The sequence below is a fragment of the Nonomuraea angiospora genome (genome assembly GCF_014873145.1).
GTDB lineage: Bacteria > Actinomycetota > Actinomycetes > Streptosporangiales > Streptosporangiaceae > Nonomuraea > Nonomuraea angiospora.
In genome coordinates this window covers 11202180-11218342 of record NZ_JADBEK010000001.1, presented here as the reverse complement: position 1 = coordinate 11218342, position 16163 = coordinate 11202180, and the positions used below count along the sequence as shown (strand labels likewise).

Annotated in this window: 13 protein-coding genes; 6 read left to right on the top strand and 7 right to left on the bottom strand. The window is 71.8% G+C overall.

Annotated features, from left to right (window positions below):
- Genes H4W80_RS51335 through H4W80_RS51325 form a run of 3 tightly spaced genes read left to right on the top strand, consistent with a single transcriptional unit; the run spans nucleotide 1 to nucleotide 3975 of the window.
- Nucleotides 1-1587: a peroxidase family protein gene (locus H4W80_RS51335; RefSeq protein ID WP_192791719.1), complete on the top strand. Its 1587-nt coding sequence runs from the start codon at nucleotides 1-3 to the stop codon at nucleotides 1585-1587.
- Complete coding sequence (locus H4W80_RS51330) at nucleotides 1584-3722, top strand: alpha/beta hydrolase family protein (RefSeq protein ID WP_192791718.1); 2139 nt, start codon at nucleotides 1584-1586, stop codon at nucleotides 3720-3722. Before H4W80_RS51335 ends, H4W80_RS51330 begins: the two co-directional genes overlap by 4 nt.
- A gap of 10 nt (nucleotides 3723-3732) precedes the next feature.
- Entirely contained in the window at nucleotides 3733-3975 is a 243-nt protein-coding gene (locus tag H4W80_RS51325; RefSeq protein WP_192791717.1) for a hypothetical protein, read from the top strand.
- Between the two features lie 63 nt (nucleotides 3976-4038).
- Here the strand turns inward: H4W80_RS51325 and H4W80_RS51320 are convergent, their stop codons facing one another.
- From H4W80_RS51320 to H4W80_RS51295, 6 genes are read right to left on the bottom strand one after another with little or no spacing between them, the layout of a single operon-like run.
- Nucleotides 4039-5898, bottom strand: coding sequence for a hypothetical protein (locus H4W80_RS51320; RefSeq protein ID WP_225964138.1), 1860 nt, complete (start codon nucleotides 5896-5898; stop codon nucleotides 4039-4041).
- Nucleotides 5899-5900: 2 nt separating this feature from the next.
- The gene (locus tag H4W80_RS51315) at nucleotides 5901-6731 is read right to left on the bottom strand and encodes a carbohydrate ABC transporter permease (protein ID WP_192791716.1); all 831 of its coding nucleotides are present in this window, start codon (nucleotides 6729-6731) and stop codon (nucleotides 5901-5903) included.
- Nucleotides 6721-7656: a carbohydrate ABC transporter permease gene (locus H4W80_RS51310; RefSeq protein ID WP_318787461.1), complete on the bottom strand. Its 936-nt coding sequence runs from the start codon at nucleotides 7654-7656 to the stop codon at nucleotides 6721-6723. Before H4W80_RS51310 ends, H4W80_RS51315 begins: the two co-directional genes overlap by 11 nt.
- A gap of 7 nt (nucleotides 7657-7663) precedes the next feature.
- Nucleotides 7664-8917 (bottom strand): ABC transporter substrate-binding protein, encoded by a 1254-nt coding sequence (locus tag H4W80_RS51305; RefSeq protein WP_192791715.1) that lies wholly within the window; start codon nucleotides 8915-8917, stop codon nucleotides 7664-7666.
- Nucleotides 8918-8935: 18 nt separating this feature from the next.
- Nucleotides 8936-10540: an FAD-dependent oxidoreductase gene (locus H4W80_RS51300; protein ID WP_318787460.1), complete on the bottom strand. Its 1605-nt coding sequence runs from the start codon at nucleotides 10538-10540 to the stop codon at nucleotides 8936-8938.
- 8 nt (nucleotides 10541-10548) lie between these two features.
- Nucleotides 10549-11559: a LacI family DNA-binding transcriptional regulator gene (locus H4W80_RS51295; RefSeq protein WP_318787459.1), complete on the bottom strand. Its 1011-nt coding sequence runs from the start codon at nucleotides 11557-11559 to the stop codon at nucleotides 10549-10551.
- 271 nt (nucleotides 11560-11830) lie between these two features.
- Between H4W80_RS51295 and H4W80_RS51290 the strand changes: the two genes are divergently transcribed.
- Nucleotides 11831-12790 (top strand): glycoside hydrolase family protein, encoded by a 960-nt coding sequence (locus H4W80_RS51290; RefSeq protein ID WP_318787458.1) that lies wholly within the window; start codon nucleotides 11831-11833, stop codon nucleotides 12788-12790.
- Between the two features lie 12 nt (nucleotides 12791-12802).
- Here the strand turns inward: H4W80_RS51290 and H4W80_RS51285 are convergent, their stop codons facing one another.
- The gene (locus tag H4W80_RS51285; protein WP_192791713.1) at nucleotides 12803-13606 is read right to left on the bottom strand and encodes a TIM barrel protein; all 804 of its coding nucleotides are present in this window, start codon (nucleotides 13604-13606) and stop codon (nucleotides 12803-12805) included.
- A gap of 63 nt (nucleotides 13607-13669) precedes the next feature.
- Between H4W80_RS51285 and H4W80_RS51280 the strand changes: the two genes are divergently transcribed.
- Nucleotides 13670-14335 carry a GntR family transcriptional regulator gene (locus H4W80_RS51280; RefSeq protein WP_318787457.1) on the top strand — a complete coding sequence of 222 codons (666 nt, stop codon included), beginning with the start codon at nucleotides 13670-13672 and terminating at the stop codon, nucleotides 14333-14335.
- A gap of 539 nt (nucleotides 14336-14874) precedes the next feature.
- Nucleotides 14875-16161 (top strand): extracellular solute-binding protein, encoded by a 1287-nt coding sequence (locus H4W80_RS51275; protein WP_192791711.1) that lies wholly within the window; start codon nucleotides 14875-14877, stop codon nucleotides 16159-16161.
- The last annotated feature ends 2 nt before the right edge of the window (nucleotides 16162-16163 follow it).

Here is a 16163-nt window from a genome sequence, read left to right as displayed (position 1 = left end):
ATGGCGGGGAGCCGAGCACGCGCGCGCAGCATCGCCACGGACGGCCTCGCCAACCGGCTCAGGTTCCTGGCCCTGACCCACGGCCGGCCGTTCTGGGACCTCGTGCAGAGGAGCCGGCCGGTGCGGCGCCGGATCAACGCCACGCTGATCGACCATGCGATCCGCGAGATGCCGCCGCGCCCCGAGCCGTTGAGCACCATGGCCGACTACACCTCGTGGGCCTCCTTGACCGACCGCACCTACAGCGGCAGGCACCTGCCCCCGATCCCCGTCGCCGAGGACCACCGTCCCACTCCCGAGAGCGCCGCCGACCTGTTCACCCGCGGCGAGTCCATGATCCCCTGCCCGCGCTCCACGGTGCTCTTCGCGTACTTCGCCCAATGGTTCACCGACGGTTTCCTGCGCGGCGACACCAACGTCCCGCGCGACCCGCGCAAGAACAGCTCCAACCATCACATCGACCTGAACCAGGTGTACGGCCTCCACGAGGCGGCGACGGCCGCGCTGCGCGCCTTCGACGGCGGGCTGCTCAAGAGCCAGCTCATCAACGGCGGCGAGTTCCCGCCCCACCTGTGCGAGAACGGCAAGATCAAGCCGGAGTTCGCCCCGCTGAGCGTCGTCCGCTTCGACCGGCTCTCCGACGCGCAGCGCGACACGCTGTTCGCCACCGGCAGCGACCGGGGCAACGGCCAGATCGGCTTCACCATGCTCACGGTGCTGTTCCTGCGCGAGCACAACAGGGTGGCGCGGCTGCTCGCACGGGAACACCCGCACTGGGACGACGAGCGGCTGTTCCAGACGGCCCGCAACATCCTCATCGTGCTGCTGATCAAGCTGGTCGTCGAGGAGTACATCAACCACATCACCCCCTACCACTTCCGGTTCACCCTGGACCCGCGGCTGTCGGCGCTGCTGGACCACGCGCCCTGGCACCGGCAGAACTGGGCCTCGGTGGAGTTCAACCTCGTCTACCGCTGGCACAGCCTGATCCCGTCCCACCTGTCGGTGGGCGGGCGCGACCTGCCGATGGCCCACACCTTCTTCGGCAGCGCGCTGATCCCCGGCCCCGGCCTCGGGCGGCTGTTCGAGGAGGCCTCCCGCCAGCGGGCCGGCCGCATCAGCCTGTTCAACACCGACCCCGTCCTGCGCGAGATCGACGTGTCCAGCATCGCCGACTCCCGGGCCCTCGACCTGGCCCCGTACAACAGCTACCGCGAGCACTGCCGCTTCCCACGAGTGCGTGCCTTCGAGCAGATCTCCGGCGACCGGCGGGTCAGCGGCGCGCTGCGCGAGCTCTACCGCGACGTGGACGACGTCGACCTGTACGTCGGGCTGTTCGCCGAGGAGCCCGGATCCCCCGCCGCGATCCTGCCTCCGCTGCTGACCAAGATCATCGCTATCGACGCCTTCTCCCAGGCGCTCACCAACCCGCTGCTGGCACCGCGGATCTTCAACGCCGCCACGTTCTCCCCGGCGGGCGCGCGGGTCATCGCGGCCACGCGCACGCTGTCGGACGTGCTGCGCCGCAACACCCCGGAGGACCCGGCCCCCCGCCTCGTCAGCATGTCCCGGCGGCCCCGGCCATGACCGGGGACAAGGACCCGGCCGCCGGGCCGCTGCGCGCCGCGGCCCGCGAGCTGGTGGACATCGCGCTCACGATCCAGGGCGCGGCGGCGCACGCCACGGCCGCGCTCACCGACGACGCGCTGCTGCGCGCCCTGCCGCACGCGCCCTCGGCGGCCCGGCCCGCCTACCGCGCGCTGCTACGGGCCACGACGAACGGTCAGGGCCTCGGGTGCGCGTTCACCGGCGGCCGGCTGGCCGGCGTGGCCGCCAAGGCCGGCGCCATGCTGGGGGCCGAGAGCCTGGCCGTACGCGTGCTGGCCACGTCGCTGCGCCTGCGCGTGGCAGCCGTGGCGCTCGCGCACCCCGAGCTGACCGACGACCCCATGCTCGCCCGGCTCATCGACGCGGCCGCCGCCGACCGCGACCTGGAGGCCGTCCGGGCCCTGCGCGCCCTGCTCAAGGACCGTGGCGCGGTGCGCGCGCTCAGCCAGCTCGCCCCGGTCTTCGGCGAGGTGCTCGCGCTGCGCGCGCTGCTGGACGAGAACCCGCTCAACGACGCCGCCGCCTGGCTCATCGCCACGGGAAAGGGCTTCGCCACCGCCGATCCGATCACCGGCATGAGCAACCGGGCCATCGCCGTCCTCGACACCGGGGAAGGCGCCGCGCGCCGGATCGAGCTGAGCGCGGCCGAGTCGGCCCGGCTGTGCTCGCGGGGGTCGCTGCTCGGCTTCCTGGGCAACATCAGCACGATCGGCACCACCGGGCGGGCCCTCATCCAGAGCGTCGAAGGACCCGACGGTGTGATCCGCCACGTCCTTCAGGCGCCGGGCATGCGGGTGGGACGTCCCGACGGCCAGTCGCCCCAGGACCTGCTCGGCGCGTTCAGCAGCGCCGTCCTGGCGAGCAGCCCCTACAGCCGCGCCCTGGCCGAGGCCGTCGCCGACTACGGGCCGCCTCCGGGCGCCGAGCTGGCGCTCGTCGGGCACAGCGCGGGCGGGGCGGCGATCATGAACCTGGCGCAGGACCCCGAGTTCTGCGCCCGTCACACGGTCACCCACGCCGTCGCCGTCGGCTCGCCCGTCGACTTCAAACGCCCCGCCGACCCGCGCACCTGGGTGGCCAGCGTCACCAACCAGCACGACATCATCCCCACCCTCGACGGGCAGGGCGCCGGCACCTGCTTCGACCTGCACCCCGACTGGTACGTGGTCAATTACGGCGATTCCACCCACCTGTTCCCGCTCTGCCACAGCATCGAGCACTACCTCGCCAACCTCACCGACGATCTGCCCGAGGCTCGCGAGGTCATCGACGAGCGGCTCACGCCCTTCCGGGGGCAGGTCGTGCGTTCCCAGGCGTACCTGCTGTTCGACCGCCCGCCCGACCCGGAGGAGTTCCCCTTCCTGACCGTGCCCACCCGCACCGTGGACGGTCCAGGGGGAACCGCCGAACTCCCGATCAGGTGCCGCGACGGCAGCGCGCTCACGGTGTACTTCACCGCGCACCCGGCGGTGGCGGCCCGCCTGCTGGAGGGCACGGGGCTCGGCCCCGCCGTGCGGGTGGCGGGCCGTGCGCTGGTCGCCGTGCACGCCGCCTCGAACCGGCACACCAGTGCGGGCGGATACGGGGAGCTGCATGTCGGCGTCGTCGTGCCCGGCCCGTCGCGTCGAGGCCCTCGTTGTCCCGTCTGGCCCGACCTGCTGCGGGCGGCGGACGTGCGCCGTTCCGGCAGCTTCCTCGTCGGCTCCGCGGTCGACACCACGATCGTTCGCGCCCTCGGCCCGCGGCTGTGGGGCGGCGAGACGTACCTGACGCCCCTGGAGCTCCGGCTCGGCGCCCGGGCCGCCCACGTCGGCGCCGGCCAGATCCTCACCCTGCGCGGGCGGCTCGGCCCGGGACTGCCCCTGAGCGATCCCGGGCTGGTCGGCTACACCGGCGAGGCCGGTGCCGTGCTGCGGTCCTGCGTACGGACCCGCGGGCGGGCCCGGCTGCACGCGGCGCCGTCGCTGCGGCTGGTCGTCGAGCCGGGGTCGGCTCACCCGCTGGCCGACCGGCTCCGCGAGCTGGGGCTCGACGGCGCCCGCCCGCTGCTGTGCCTGTCGGCCCCCACCCGCCAGACGCTCCGGGACGCCGCCGTCCCGGTGCCGCCGCTCTGACGGAGGAGCCATGTCCGACGAGATCGCCGCGATCATCGCCCACGCCGAGGTCCTGCGTTCGGACGCCCGCGCCCTCGCCGCCTGCGCCGAGCGCCTGCGCGCGATCGAGGCAGGGCTGGAGTCCGGCGGCGGGGCACCGTCTTGGCTGCACGCGTCGGTGACCGCTCACCTCGCCGCCTGCGCGGCGGCCGCCGCCGACCTGGAGACGGCCGCGCGCCGCCTGAGCCGGTACGCGGACGAGGCGAGCCCATGACCGGGGCGGCTCACCACCCGCGGGCCGGGGACCGGCGCCGCCGGGTGGGGCCCGTCGGTGGCGTCAGCCCATGATGATCGTGAGCTCGAACCTGCCCTGGTGAGGGATGCGGAGGGCGTGGAAGCGGCGGGCGCCGTCGCGGAAGTAGCGCACGGTGCCGGCCGCCAGGGTCGCCTGCAGGGGGGTGCCCCAGCGCAGGCGGATCGTGGTGCGGCCGCGGCGGAGGTCGAGGCCGTCGGCGGTGGCGGTGGTCGTGCCGCCGAACGCGGCCGGGGTGCCGTCGGTGAAGGTGAGCACGTCCGTGGGGTGGAGGACGAAGGGGATCTGCTCGGTGGCGGCGGCGTTCGCCGTCACGGTGCGCCGGATCGTCCGGCGGGTGACGAGGACGTCCGTGGTGACGTTCGCGTTGCCGTAGCGGATGCCGAGGGCCGCGGGGGCCCGGCCGCCGGTCCACTCCCGGCCGCCGGGGGCGCCGTGGAAGTAGGTGGCGGGCAGGGAGCCGTTGGAGTCGGGCGCCTGGCCGGGGAAGACGGTGGACCAGCAGGCGTAGTTGTTGTCGTTGAGCCCGCAGATGATCGTGCCGGCGTCGGGGTGCCACAGGAAGGTCAGGCCGGTACGGCTGCGGGAGGCGCGCGTGCCGAAGTAGCCGCCCAGGTACAGGCCGGGCTTGCGGACGTACAGGAAGTCCTGGGCGCCGTCCCTGCGCAGCTCGGCGAAGTCGTCCGAGCGCAGGTAGGGCAGGTCCGCGATGGCGGCGGCGCGCTCCCGCCTGCTGGGGAAGCGCTCGCCGTACAGGGCGTGGGTGAGGATGCGGGGCGAGGTGTCCTGCTTGGCGAGCGGCGTCACCGGCTCGGTGGAGGCCGCCCAGGCGGCGCGGGCCTCGGCCAGGTCCTCGCGGGCGGTCATGAACGCCGACAGCAGCGGCACCTGGCGGGTGAACGTCCAGTTGAGCGCGGTCCTGTCGGGGTCGGGCCGGACCTCGTCGTACCAGCGGGTGCTGGTGCGGGTGGAGGGGGCGACGTTGACCAGGTAGCCGGCGCCGTCGGGCTCGCGCAGCAGGTTGTAGGACAGGAAGCCGGTGAACGCGCGGGCCAGGTCCACCAGGTGCGGGTCCCGGCTGTGGAGGTAGGCGTCGGCCAGCTCGGGGAGCATGACCTCGAAGTTGTAGTTCATGTCGTGGCCGCCCTCCTCGTAGAAGAAGCCGGCGGGGCTCTGGCCGAGCGCGGGAAGCCGGGCGAACGCCTCGGTCAGGCGGGCGGCGAGCGCGGGGTCGGGGTCGAGCTGAAGCGCGTGCGTGGCCCCTGCCAGGCCGGAGGTGGTCTGGTTCGCCCAGGTGAGGCGATCTTGCCAGACGACCCGGTTGCCGCCGTCCAGGAACCACGTCATGGCCGTCCGCAACGCGGCGGTGAGCTGCGCCTGCCGCGCGGGCAGCGCCCCGGACTCGCGCAGGATGCGCAGGGTCTTGGCCAGGTAGCCGATGCCGAACCCGGTGGGGGCCAGGCCGTGCTGGTCGCGGCTGTACTCGGGGAAGGAGCCGTCGGGGTGCTGGAGCGACAGGTAGTGGCCGAGGGCCGCGTCGAGCGCGGCCAGCAGGTTCGCGTCCCCCTTGTACGGGTTCCACGGGCGGGCGTTGGCGTGGAACCAGGCCAGCGTGAAGACGTGCTCCTGCACCCGCGCGTTGTACGCCGCCGCCGGCGTACGCCACCAGCCGCCGGCGAAGAAGCCGCCGGCGTCCATGTCGTTGACCATGGGCGCGAGGGTGGCCAGGTACGGCGCGAAGCGCTGCTCGTGGGGGGCGAACGACCTGCGGTCCAGGGCCGGCGGCAGGGAAGGGATGGTGGCGGCGGAGGCGGTGCCGGGCGCGAGCACGGGGACGGCCGGGAGCAGGGCGGCGGCGCGGAGGAGGGTGCGGCGGGAGAGCATGGTCAGCCTTTCAGACCGGTGTGCGCGAGCCCCTCGATGAACTGCCGCTGGGCCAGCACGAAGACGACCAGGATGGGCAGGGCGGTCATCGTGGCGGCGGACAGCTGCACGTTCCACAGGGGCGAGCCGTAGGCGTCGACGAACTGGGTGAGCGCCTGCGGCAGGGTGAACTTCGACGGGGTCGACAGGAACACGATGGGTTCGAGATAGAGGTTCCAGGAGTGCAGGAACGTGAAGATGGCGACGGCTCCGAGCGCCGGCCTGGCCAGCGGCAGCACCACCCGGTAGAAGGTGCCGAAGCGGCCGAGCCCGTCGACCCTGGCGGCCTCCTCCAGCTCGTCCGGCAGCGTGATGAAGAACTGCCGCATGATGAACGTCGCCAGCACGCTGGGCGCGCCCAGGATCGGCACCAGGATCAGCGGCCAGTGCGTGTCGGTCATCCCCGCCGCGTGGAACATCTGGAACAGCGGGACGATCGTCACCTCGCTGGGGATCAGCAGGCCGACGAGCACGACCAGGAAGAGCACGTTCTGGCCGGGGAAGCGGATGCGGGCGAAGGCGTAGCCGGCCATCGCGGCCACCGCCATCGTGCCGACGGTCACCACCGCGGCGATGTAGAGGCTGTTGAGGTACTGCTGCCCGAACGGCTGCAGCTCGAAGACCCTGCTGTAGGTGGAGAAGTCGAACCTGGAGGGCACCAGCGCGGGCGGGAAGGCGAAGATGTCGCTGATCGGCTTCACCGACGAGGTGACCATCCACCAGGTCGGGAAGACGAACGGCACGCACAACACGCACAGCAGCGCGTACAACGCGAGCTTGACCCTACGACTCATGGAAGACCCACTTCCGGCGCAGCCGCCACTGCAGCAACGTCAGCGCCGCGACGATCAGGAACAGCAGGACCGACAGGGTGGCGCCGTAGCCGAGGTGCCGGAACTGGAAGGCCTGCTGGTACAGGTAGTAGACGAGGACGGTGGTGGACATGCCGGGCCCGCCCTGGGTGAGCACGGCGATCTGGGCGAACACCTGCAGCGACCCGACCACGGTGATGATCGAGGTGAGCAGGATCGTCGGGCTGATCAGGGGCACCGTGATGCGCAGGAACCGGGTCCAGGCGCCGGCGCCGTCGAGCTGCGCCGCCTCGTACAGCTGGCGCGGCACGCCTTGGAGCGCGGCCAGGAACAGGACCATGTTGAGCCCCACGTTCTTGACGACCTGGACGACGACGACCGACAGCAGGGCGGTGGTCTCGCCGCGCAGCCAGTTGGGGCCGTCCACGCCCGCCGCGCCGAGCAGGCCGTTGACGCCGCCGTCCTGCTGGAGCAGGAACTGCCAGACGATGGTCCAGGCGACCAGCGACACCAGCACCGGCGAGAAGAACAGCGTGCGAAAGAACGTGGTGCCGCGCAGCCGCTGGTCGAGCAGGATCGCCAGGGTGAGGGCGAGGGCCAGGTTGAGCACGACCAGGCCGATCGAGAAGAGCGCGGTGCTGGTCAGCACCTGCCCCATGTTCGGGTCGGCGAGCAGCTTGGCGTAGTTCTGGCCCCCGACGAACTCGAACGTGCCGGCCAGCACGTTCCACTCCTGGAGGCTGTAGTAGACGACCAGGCCGAGCGGCAGCAGGACGAACAGCACGCTTCCGGCGAGCTGCGGCGAGATGAGCAGGTAACCGACGAGGGCGTCGCGCCGGGGGATGGTCCAGAAGTGGCGGGGCCGGGTGGCGGCGCGCTCGGCCACCCGGTTGCTGAGATCCGTCACCGCCACGTCATCCGCCCAGCAGCGGCTGGATCTTCGCGCACACGCCGTCCAGCACCGCCTTGACGTCGGCGTCCGGCTTCCACAGCGGGTCGAGTGCGGCCCTGGCGGTCTGGGCGAGCTCGGCCTGCCCCTTGTGGCTGGGCTTGACCACGCCCTTCTGGATGCCGTCGATCACCACTTTCTGGAGCTGGTCGCCGTTCAGCATGGGGCTGGTCTTGGCCATCGTGTCGGCGGTCAGCAGGGAGGTGCGCGCGGGCGGGAAGTACGCGGCGAGCTTGGCGGAGTTGGCGGAGTTGGTGAAGTAGGCGAGGAAGTCGGCGGCCTGCTCGGCCCTCGGCGACTTCTTCAGCACGCCGATCCCGGCCTGGCCGATGACCGCGTACTCGCCCTTGGGCCCGGCGGGCAGCGGCACCAGGTCCCACTTGAACGTCGCGTCCTTCAGCATGGCGGCGCGGGAGATCTGGGCGACGGCCATCGCGGTGTCGCCGGAGAAGAAGTCGACGGCGGTGCCCGGCCCCGGCATGGACTTGTCGGTGAAGATCGCCTTGTGCATGAACGTCATGGCTTCGACCATCTCGGGCGCGTTGAACTGGCACGTGCCGCCGTCGTCGCTCCACGCCTTGGCGCCCCAGCCCTGCCAGACGGTGGCGAGGTTGTCCCAGGCCTTGTAGTCGAAGTTGAGGATGGTCAGGCCGTTCTTGCCCTTCGCCGCCACGGCCTTGTTGATCTCGTTGGCGTGCTCCCAGTCCCACTGGCCGGCCTTGATCAGCTCGCGCGGTGCCTTCTGGCCCGCGGCCTTGACCAGGTCGGTGTTGACGAAGACGCCGAAGGGCGAGGTGGAGAACGGGTAGGCGTACAGCTCGCCGTCGCGCTCCCACAGCCGGGTGGCGGCGGGGACCAGCTCGGCCGCGTTCTCGACCTTGCTCTTGAGCGGGACGAGGGCGCCGGAGCCGACGAAGTCGGGGGCGGAGTTCTCGAGGATCCAGGCCAGGTCGGGGGCGTTGCCGCCGGCGATCTGCGTGGTCAGCGTGGTGGTGTAGTTCTCGAACGGGATCGGGTCGAAGGTGATCTCGCCGACCTGCGGGTGGAACTTGCGGTATTCGGCGGCGATCTCCTTGAACAGCTTCAGGTGGGCCTCGTTGGAGGTCCAGATCGACATGCGCAGCGGCTGCGGGCCCTTCGCGGCCGGCGCCTCACCGCCGCCGCAGGCGGTGACCGTCAGGAGGGCGGCCAGCGCGAGGGCTGCCAGGGGTGCTTTCATGGGGTACTCCTTCTGGCGTCAGTAGCCGGTGACGTCGGGCCAGCGCAGTTCCACGCCGTCGCTGACGAGCCGGTGCTGGTAGTCGGCCAGGAGCCGGCCGTCCGCGCGCACGGCGTGCGGCGTGGTGGCGCGGTCCAGGCAGAAGGCGGCGAGCGCGCCGGCCGCCTCGCCGACGTTCCACTCCACCGGGTGCAGGCGGTAGGCGCCGTTGGTGATGTGGGTGGTGCCGATGTTCTTGCAGGCGGGCAGCAGGTTGCTCATCCGCTGCGGGATCAGCGCCCCGAGAGGGATCTCGAACGGGGAGCAGGCGACGTCGATGTAGTTGTCGCCGCCGGTCGAGGGGTGCAGGTCGATGCGGTACATGCCCACGCCCACGGAGTCGTGATAGGAGACGGCGCCCTTGTCGCCGCGTACCGCCACGGACAGGTCCTGTTCGGTGACGGTGGTCAGGGCCCGGACGCGCCGGGACTCCCTGATGTAGGGGGCCTGGGCGAGCCCGTCGGCGCTGCCGGTGACGTCGCCGCGCAGCCGCAGGCCCGGGTAGCCGGTGCCGCCGTCGTGGCGCGGGGCCTCGGTCTGCAGCCAGTACAGCACCGACATCGACAGCTCGCGGGCCGCCGCCAGGTGCCGGTCGGCGTCCGGCACGTCGATGACCGGCCCCTCCAGGTAGTCGATCATCGGCCAGTTGACCAGCGTGATGTCGCTGTCGTACGCGCCGGGCAGGAAGTTGTCGCGGGCGGCGATCCTGCGGAACGTCCACAGGTTGCCGTCGCCCGGGTTGACCCGCTGGTCGGCCGCCACCAGGCGGGGGTCGTCACCCGGGTTCGGGGTGAAGGAACGCTCCACGATCTCCAGCGTCCGCGGGCTCGGGCAGCGCCACGACAGCAGCCGGTCGCCCCAGAAGGGCGGCTGGTAGGCGCGCCAGAAGTCGTACGAGGCGGGCCTGTCGACGGTGTGGTCGCCGTCCACGTGGTCGATCGCGAAGCACACGGACACGGCCTGCATGTTCATCGGCTGCGCCGCCGCCGGGGCGCTCGGCTCGCCGGTGTCGGCCTGCGACTCGAAGCCGGTCACGTACTCGGTGCCGGTCAGCGGCAGCAGCTCGCCGGTCTCGGTGGCGTCCAGCACGTACGGCGCCACCGCGGTGATCTCCTCGCCCCCGTCGCGGTGCGCGAGCCGCACGGCCGTGACGCGATCGCCGTCCACCTCGGCCCCGACCGGCCGGTACGGCTGCAGCACGCGCAGCCTGCCCGACCCCCGGTACGGGGCCAGCATGGCCTCGATGACCGCGACCGCGACCCTGGGCTCGTGGCACAACTTGCTGACGTGCCCGGCGCCCGGGTTCAGCTCCGGCCACGCCCGCGCCCGCTCGGTCAGCGGGTAATGGTCGCGGTAGTAGCGCCGGATGCCGTCGCGCAGCGCGCGGTAGCTCGCCGTGACGCCGAACCGCTCCACCCAGGTGTGCTCGTCCGGCGGCACCGCCTGGCTGGTGAGCTGGCCGCCCAGCCAGTCGTACTCCTCGGTGAGCACCACCGATCGCCCGGCCCGCAGCAGGGCCAGCGCGGCGGCGACGCCGCCCAGCCCGCCGCCGACGACGAGCGCGTCTGCCGATATCTCAACCACGTGGGGGTTTACCTCTCCTCATGTACGGGTGCCAGCGTCGATCCCTCGACCAGCTCGCACACCAGCAGTTCCTGCGGGACGCCGCCGCGTTCCAGCACCTGGGTGAGCAGTTCGACGGCCCTGCGGCCCATCTCCCGCCGGGGGATGCGGAACCCGGCGAAGTCGATGTCGGTCGACACCGGCCTGGTGGGCGCGCCCAGCGCGACGATGGACAGGTCGCGCGGCACGTCCAGCCCGCGGGCCTTGGCGGCCTCGGCGATGGCCACGCCGTCGGCCAGCTCCTCGGCGAACACCACGCTCGCGCCGCAGTCGAACAGCCCGTCCGCGGTGGTCAGGTGCAGCCCTTCGACTCCGGTCGCGGCCACGCCCTCGGTGAAACCGCGCAGCCGGTCGGCGTAGGACTCCGGGCCCTGTCCCGCCCCGACGTAGGCCATCCGCCGGTGCCCGAGCGCCGCCGCCCGCTCGACCAGCGCGCGCACCGCCGGCGGGTAGTCCGCGCCGACGTACGGCACCGGCCCGCCCGCGTCGTCGCGGCGGCCGACCGAGACGAACGGAATGCCCTCGGACAGCAGCCTGGACAGGTCCTCCCGGTCGATCGTCCGGCCGAGCAGGACGCATCCGTCGGCCAGCCGGATCCGGCTCTCCGCGCTGAAGATCCGCCGCCGCTCCCCCTGCACCTTGGCGCTGGTGAACAGCAGCAGGTCGCAGCCCGCCTCCTCGACGCACTCCTCGATCCCGACCAGGAACGGGTGGTAGAAGTCGGCGCTCTCCGCGGGGAAGACGGGCTCGTAGGTGAACACGCCGTAGATGCGGTTGCGCCGTTCGACGAGCCGGCGCGCCGCGGGGTCGGCCACGTACCCGGTCTCCCTGATCACCTGAAGCACCCGATCGCGGGTTTCGGGCGAGATCCGCACCTCGCCCTCGGCCCTTCCGTTGAGCACCAGGGACACCGTCGTCTGGCTCACTCCAGCCATGCGCGCGATGTCCTGCTGCGTCAGCCGCCGCCCTGAAGCCGTCACCGTGCGTATCACCCGTCGTTTCGGTAATGCGTATTAGTTCGGTCATTCTGGGACCGCCCGAAGGAAGACGTCAAGAGATAATCGCTGGGTAATCCGTATTAGCAGTGGTTTGCCGCCCTGCGGGCGTGACAACATACGGTGACGCCGAGGGTGACGGCGAGCCGGGGCATGACCGGCCGCCCGGCGCCCTCGCCTGTCGCGACCAGGATCGGAGGGCATGTTGACCATCCATCAATCAGGCCGGGACTCACGTCCGCTCACGCGACGCGGCGTGTTACGCGGCGCCGCCGCTCTGGGCGCCGCGACCACCGCCGGCCTCGTCGCCCCGCCCGCCACCGCGGCGAGCGCCGCCCAGCCGGCGGGTCTGCCGGTGTTCCGTTACGTGCGGGACGCTCTCGCCCTTCCCCTGCACTACAACCGCACCGGGGAGTTCATCTTCCCGTGCATCAGAGGGGTGTACGACAAGCTCGGCAACCCGCGCTCGCGCTACTACCTCTACTACGCCCCTCACGAGAATCCCGGCGGCATCTGCGTGGCCTTCGGCGACACCCTGGAAGGCCCGTTCCACGACTACATCGGCAACCCGATCATCGACAGGAACCTGCCGACCACCACGGTCAGCCACGTGTCCTCGCCGCACGTCACCTGGGACGCCTCCACGAGGCAGTTCTTCTGCTACTTCCACGGCGAGAACTTCACCACCCGCGTGGCCCGCTCCACCGACGGCGTCACCTTCACCGACGAGACCCCGATCCTGAGCACCCGCCTGGTGCCCGGCACCTCCGAGACCTCCTACGCCCGGGTCTTCGAGCATTCCCTTCCGGGCCGCGGCAACAAGTACGTCATGGTCTTCATGGGCGTGAAGAACGGCCGCCGCCTCTTCTACGGCTGGTCCCCCAACGGCTGGGACGGCTGGCAGTTCCACCCGGAACCGCTGGTCAACCCCGAACCCGACGGCGTGACCGACATCTCGGGCCCGACCCTGGTCAAGCGGAACGGCACCACGTACGTCGCCTACCACGGCAACGACGGCAAGATGCGCGTCACCGAGGTCGGCAACGCCTTCGACAAGGAGACCCACCTCGGGGTCTTCCACTCCCCGATCGCCTCGGACAACGGCCGCGTGGCCGCGCCGTCGTTCGGCACCCAGGGCGGGGTCGAGTACATGTTCTACGAGGCCGGCCCCCGGCTGCAGGCCCGCATCTGCATCGCCCGCGCCGTCCCCGCCTGACCGGCTCAGGGATCAGCGATCGACCCAGCCGAGCGTGTCGGCGGTCGGCCGGCCCGGAACGTACTCGCAGCCGATCGGACCCGCGTAGCCGTGGCCGATCAGGATGTCCACCGCCTCGGCGATGGGGAGCGCGCCGGTGCCGGGCGCGCCGCGGCCGGGCGCGTCGGCGAGCTGGACGTGGCCGACCGCGCCGGACGAGCGCTCGGCGGCGGCGACCACGTCCACACCGTTCGCGCCGAGGTGGTAGACGTCGAACAGCAGCGCGACGTTCTCCTCGCCGACGCGCTCGCGGAACGCCGCGACGTCCAGGTCCGTGATGAGCGGGAACGCTCCCTCGGGCAGACCGCTGAGCGGTTCTAGGAGGACCGTGCCGGTGCCGGCCAGCTCGCGCGCCGCCGCGGCGACGGCCCGGACCGCGTGCTCGATCTGGGCGTCGCGGTCCGTCTCCGGCGCGAGCCGGCCGACGAGCAGGTTGAACCGGGCGCACCCCGTCTCCTGCGCGATGGCGCGCAGGGCCGGGAGGTTGCGGCGCAGCTCCTCGGACCGCTGGGGGTCGGTCGCGACGCCGCGCTCCCCCGCGGGCATGTCCCCGGCCCAGAAGTTCAGCGCGACGAGACGCACGCCCGCGTGGCGGATCGCGGCGAGAAGGTCGTCGACCTCGGCCGGGCCGGGGTCGGGCGTGCCGAACGGCCACCACGACTCGACCTCGCCGAACCCCGCCGCAGCGGCGGCGGCGAACCGCTCGCGGTACGGATGCTCGGTGAACAGGATCGACACGTTCGCCGCCAGCGGCGCTCCCCGGTATCTCAAACTCATCCCTGTCATCCTGGTACATTTGCCATACAATTTGTCGGCCTTGAGATATGGGAGCATAGCAACGTGACCGTCCCGCCGGAATTCGCGTTGGGTCCCGCTTCGATCACGGACGCCCTGTACGAGTCGGTGCGCCGGCGGATCATCAACGAAGAGCTCGGCCCCGGCGAGAAGGTGACCGAGGCGCGGCTGTCCACCGAATACGGTGTCGCCCGTCCCACCGCCAAGGCGTGCGTCGAGCGCCTGGTCGTGGTGGGGCTGCTCCAGCGCTCCACGCACAAGTCGGCGGTCGTGCCGACGCTCGGCACCTCCGACATCGAGGACCTCTTCACCAGCCGCATAGCGATCGAGAGCGCCTCCGTGCAGATCCTCGCCGCCGGCGGGAAGGTCCCGGCGGAGGCCGAGCAGGCCCAGGGCGACATCGAGCTGGCCACCGAACGCGGCTCGTACGAGCACATCGTGGCGGCCGACATCGCCTACCACCGGTCGCTGGTCGCGGGGACGGGCAGCCGCCGGCTGGTCCGCATGTACGAGCTGATCGTCGGCGAGATCGAGCTGACCATGGGCCGATACTCGGCGCACAAGGCGACCTCCCGGGCCTCGATCCCGGAGGAGCACGCCGCGATCCTCGACGCGATCCGGTCCGGCGACCCCGACGCCGCCGTCGAGCGGTCGCGCGCGCACCTCGTCGCCGCGCGGCAGCGCCTGCTCGCGCATGTCTCGAACGACTGACCCGCCGTCCGCACCTGAGAGTCACGTGTCTCAGATGACCCAGCCGACTGCCGGCTTCATCGGACTGGGCGACGCGGACCACTCCGCGCTGTATCGCCTCCGCGCTCGCGACTGACGACCCCGCCGATCCCGGGACCGGCCTGGCCGCATCGGCCACGCCGGTCAGGTCCCGACGGACGGCCCCCGCGACACCGCCGCCGAACTCCATTCGCGGCGAGCCGCGCAGGCCGGCAGAAGTCCCCCTGACGTGCTGATCACCTCGGCCTCGACGCGGCAGGCCGCCTCGCCGTCGTGCCGGTCGTAGCCCTGGGCGGTACACGACCCCACGGTCCCGCCGCGCGACCGGGATGTCCGCCGCGCGCCTCCATATCTCACCCCGCCCAAGCAGCAGGGAATCCGCATCTTCGCTGGTCGTAGCATGCCGCCCTCAGCACGGGGGGCATCCCGATTGCAACATTGACATACAAAGTTACCTGTCATACGTTCGTCGGCATCGTTCACCTGAGCGACTGGTCACCAGAGAAGAGAGGTATGCGCGCATGAAGATCCGCCGGCGCGCGCCCCGCGCCATCGCCCTCGCCCTCGCCCCCCTGTTCGCCCTCGCCACCGGCTGCGGTCGCCCGGCCGACGTCGGCGGCCAGGGGTCCGCGCCGACGACCGTCGACAGCTCACCGGCCACGGGGAAGATCCAGGTGTGGGCCTTCGCCAACGAAGGGGAGGCGCTCGAGGCGATCGCCACCGACTTCGAGGCGGCGAACCCCGGCACGGACGTCGTCATCACGCCCGTGCCGAACGCGGAGCTGCCCCGCAAGGTGGACACCGCGGTCGCCACCGGCAACGTCCCCGACATCGTGCAGCCCAGCACGGCGCTGCCCACGCTGGTGTCGACGGGAGGGCTCGCGCCCGTCCCCGCGGGCGTCATGGACGACGCCCAGTTCTTCCCGGGCGCCGTCGAGGCCGGCACCGTCAACGGCACCCGCTACGCCGTGCCGTGGTACGTCACGGTGCAAGGTCTGTACTACCGCACCGACCTCGTCAAGGCCGCGGGCGTCAAGCCGCCGGCGACCTGGGGCGACGTCCTCGGCTTCGGCAAGGCGCTCAAGTCGCGGGGCGTCAAGGTCGGCTACGCGGCGCCGTTCACGCCCGAGGACTCGTGGCAGCTCCTGCTGCCGCTGATCTACCAGGAGGGCGGTTCGGTCCTGAAGGGCGACGCGTTCACCTTCGACACCCCCCAGGTGATCACGGCGTTCACGACGTACCAGAAGCTCTTCACCTCGGGGGCGGCGACGACCGACTACGCCCCGACCCAGCCGGGCGAGACCGAGACCGACGTCGTCAAGGGAGACGTCGGCGCGGCCACCTCCGGCTCGTTCTTCTACGGCTACCTACGCCAGACCGCCAAGGCCAACGGGACGGACCCGGACCTCATCGGCGTGGCCGCGCTCCCCGCCGGCTCGGACAACAACGACTCCTACCTCGGCGGGTCGGGACTGTCGGTGTTCAAGGAGGCGCCGAACGCGGCCGGCGCCTGGAAGTTCATCCGCTACCTCACGCAGCCGAAGGTCCAGGCCAAGTTCTACACGACAGCCGGCGTCCTGCCGGCCGCCACGGCCGCCTGGCAGAACGAGCCGTTGTCCGCCGACCCGGCGCTCACGACCTTCCGCAAGGCCCTCCAGACGGCGCGCGCGACACCGCCGATCGTCACCTGGACCGAGATCCGCAAGGCCATGTCCGAGTACGGCGAGCAGCTCGCACGCGGGAAGATCACCCCGGAGCAGGCCGCCACGCAGCTCCAGCAGCGGGCCGCGTCGATCGGGATCGGCTGACG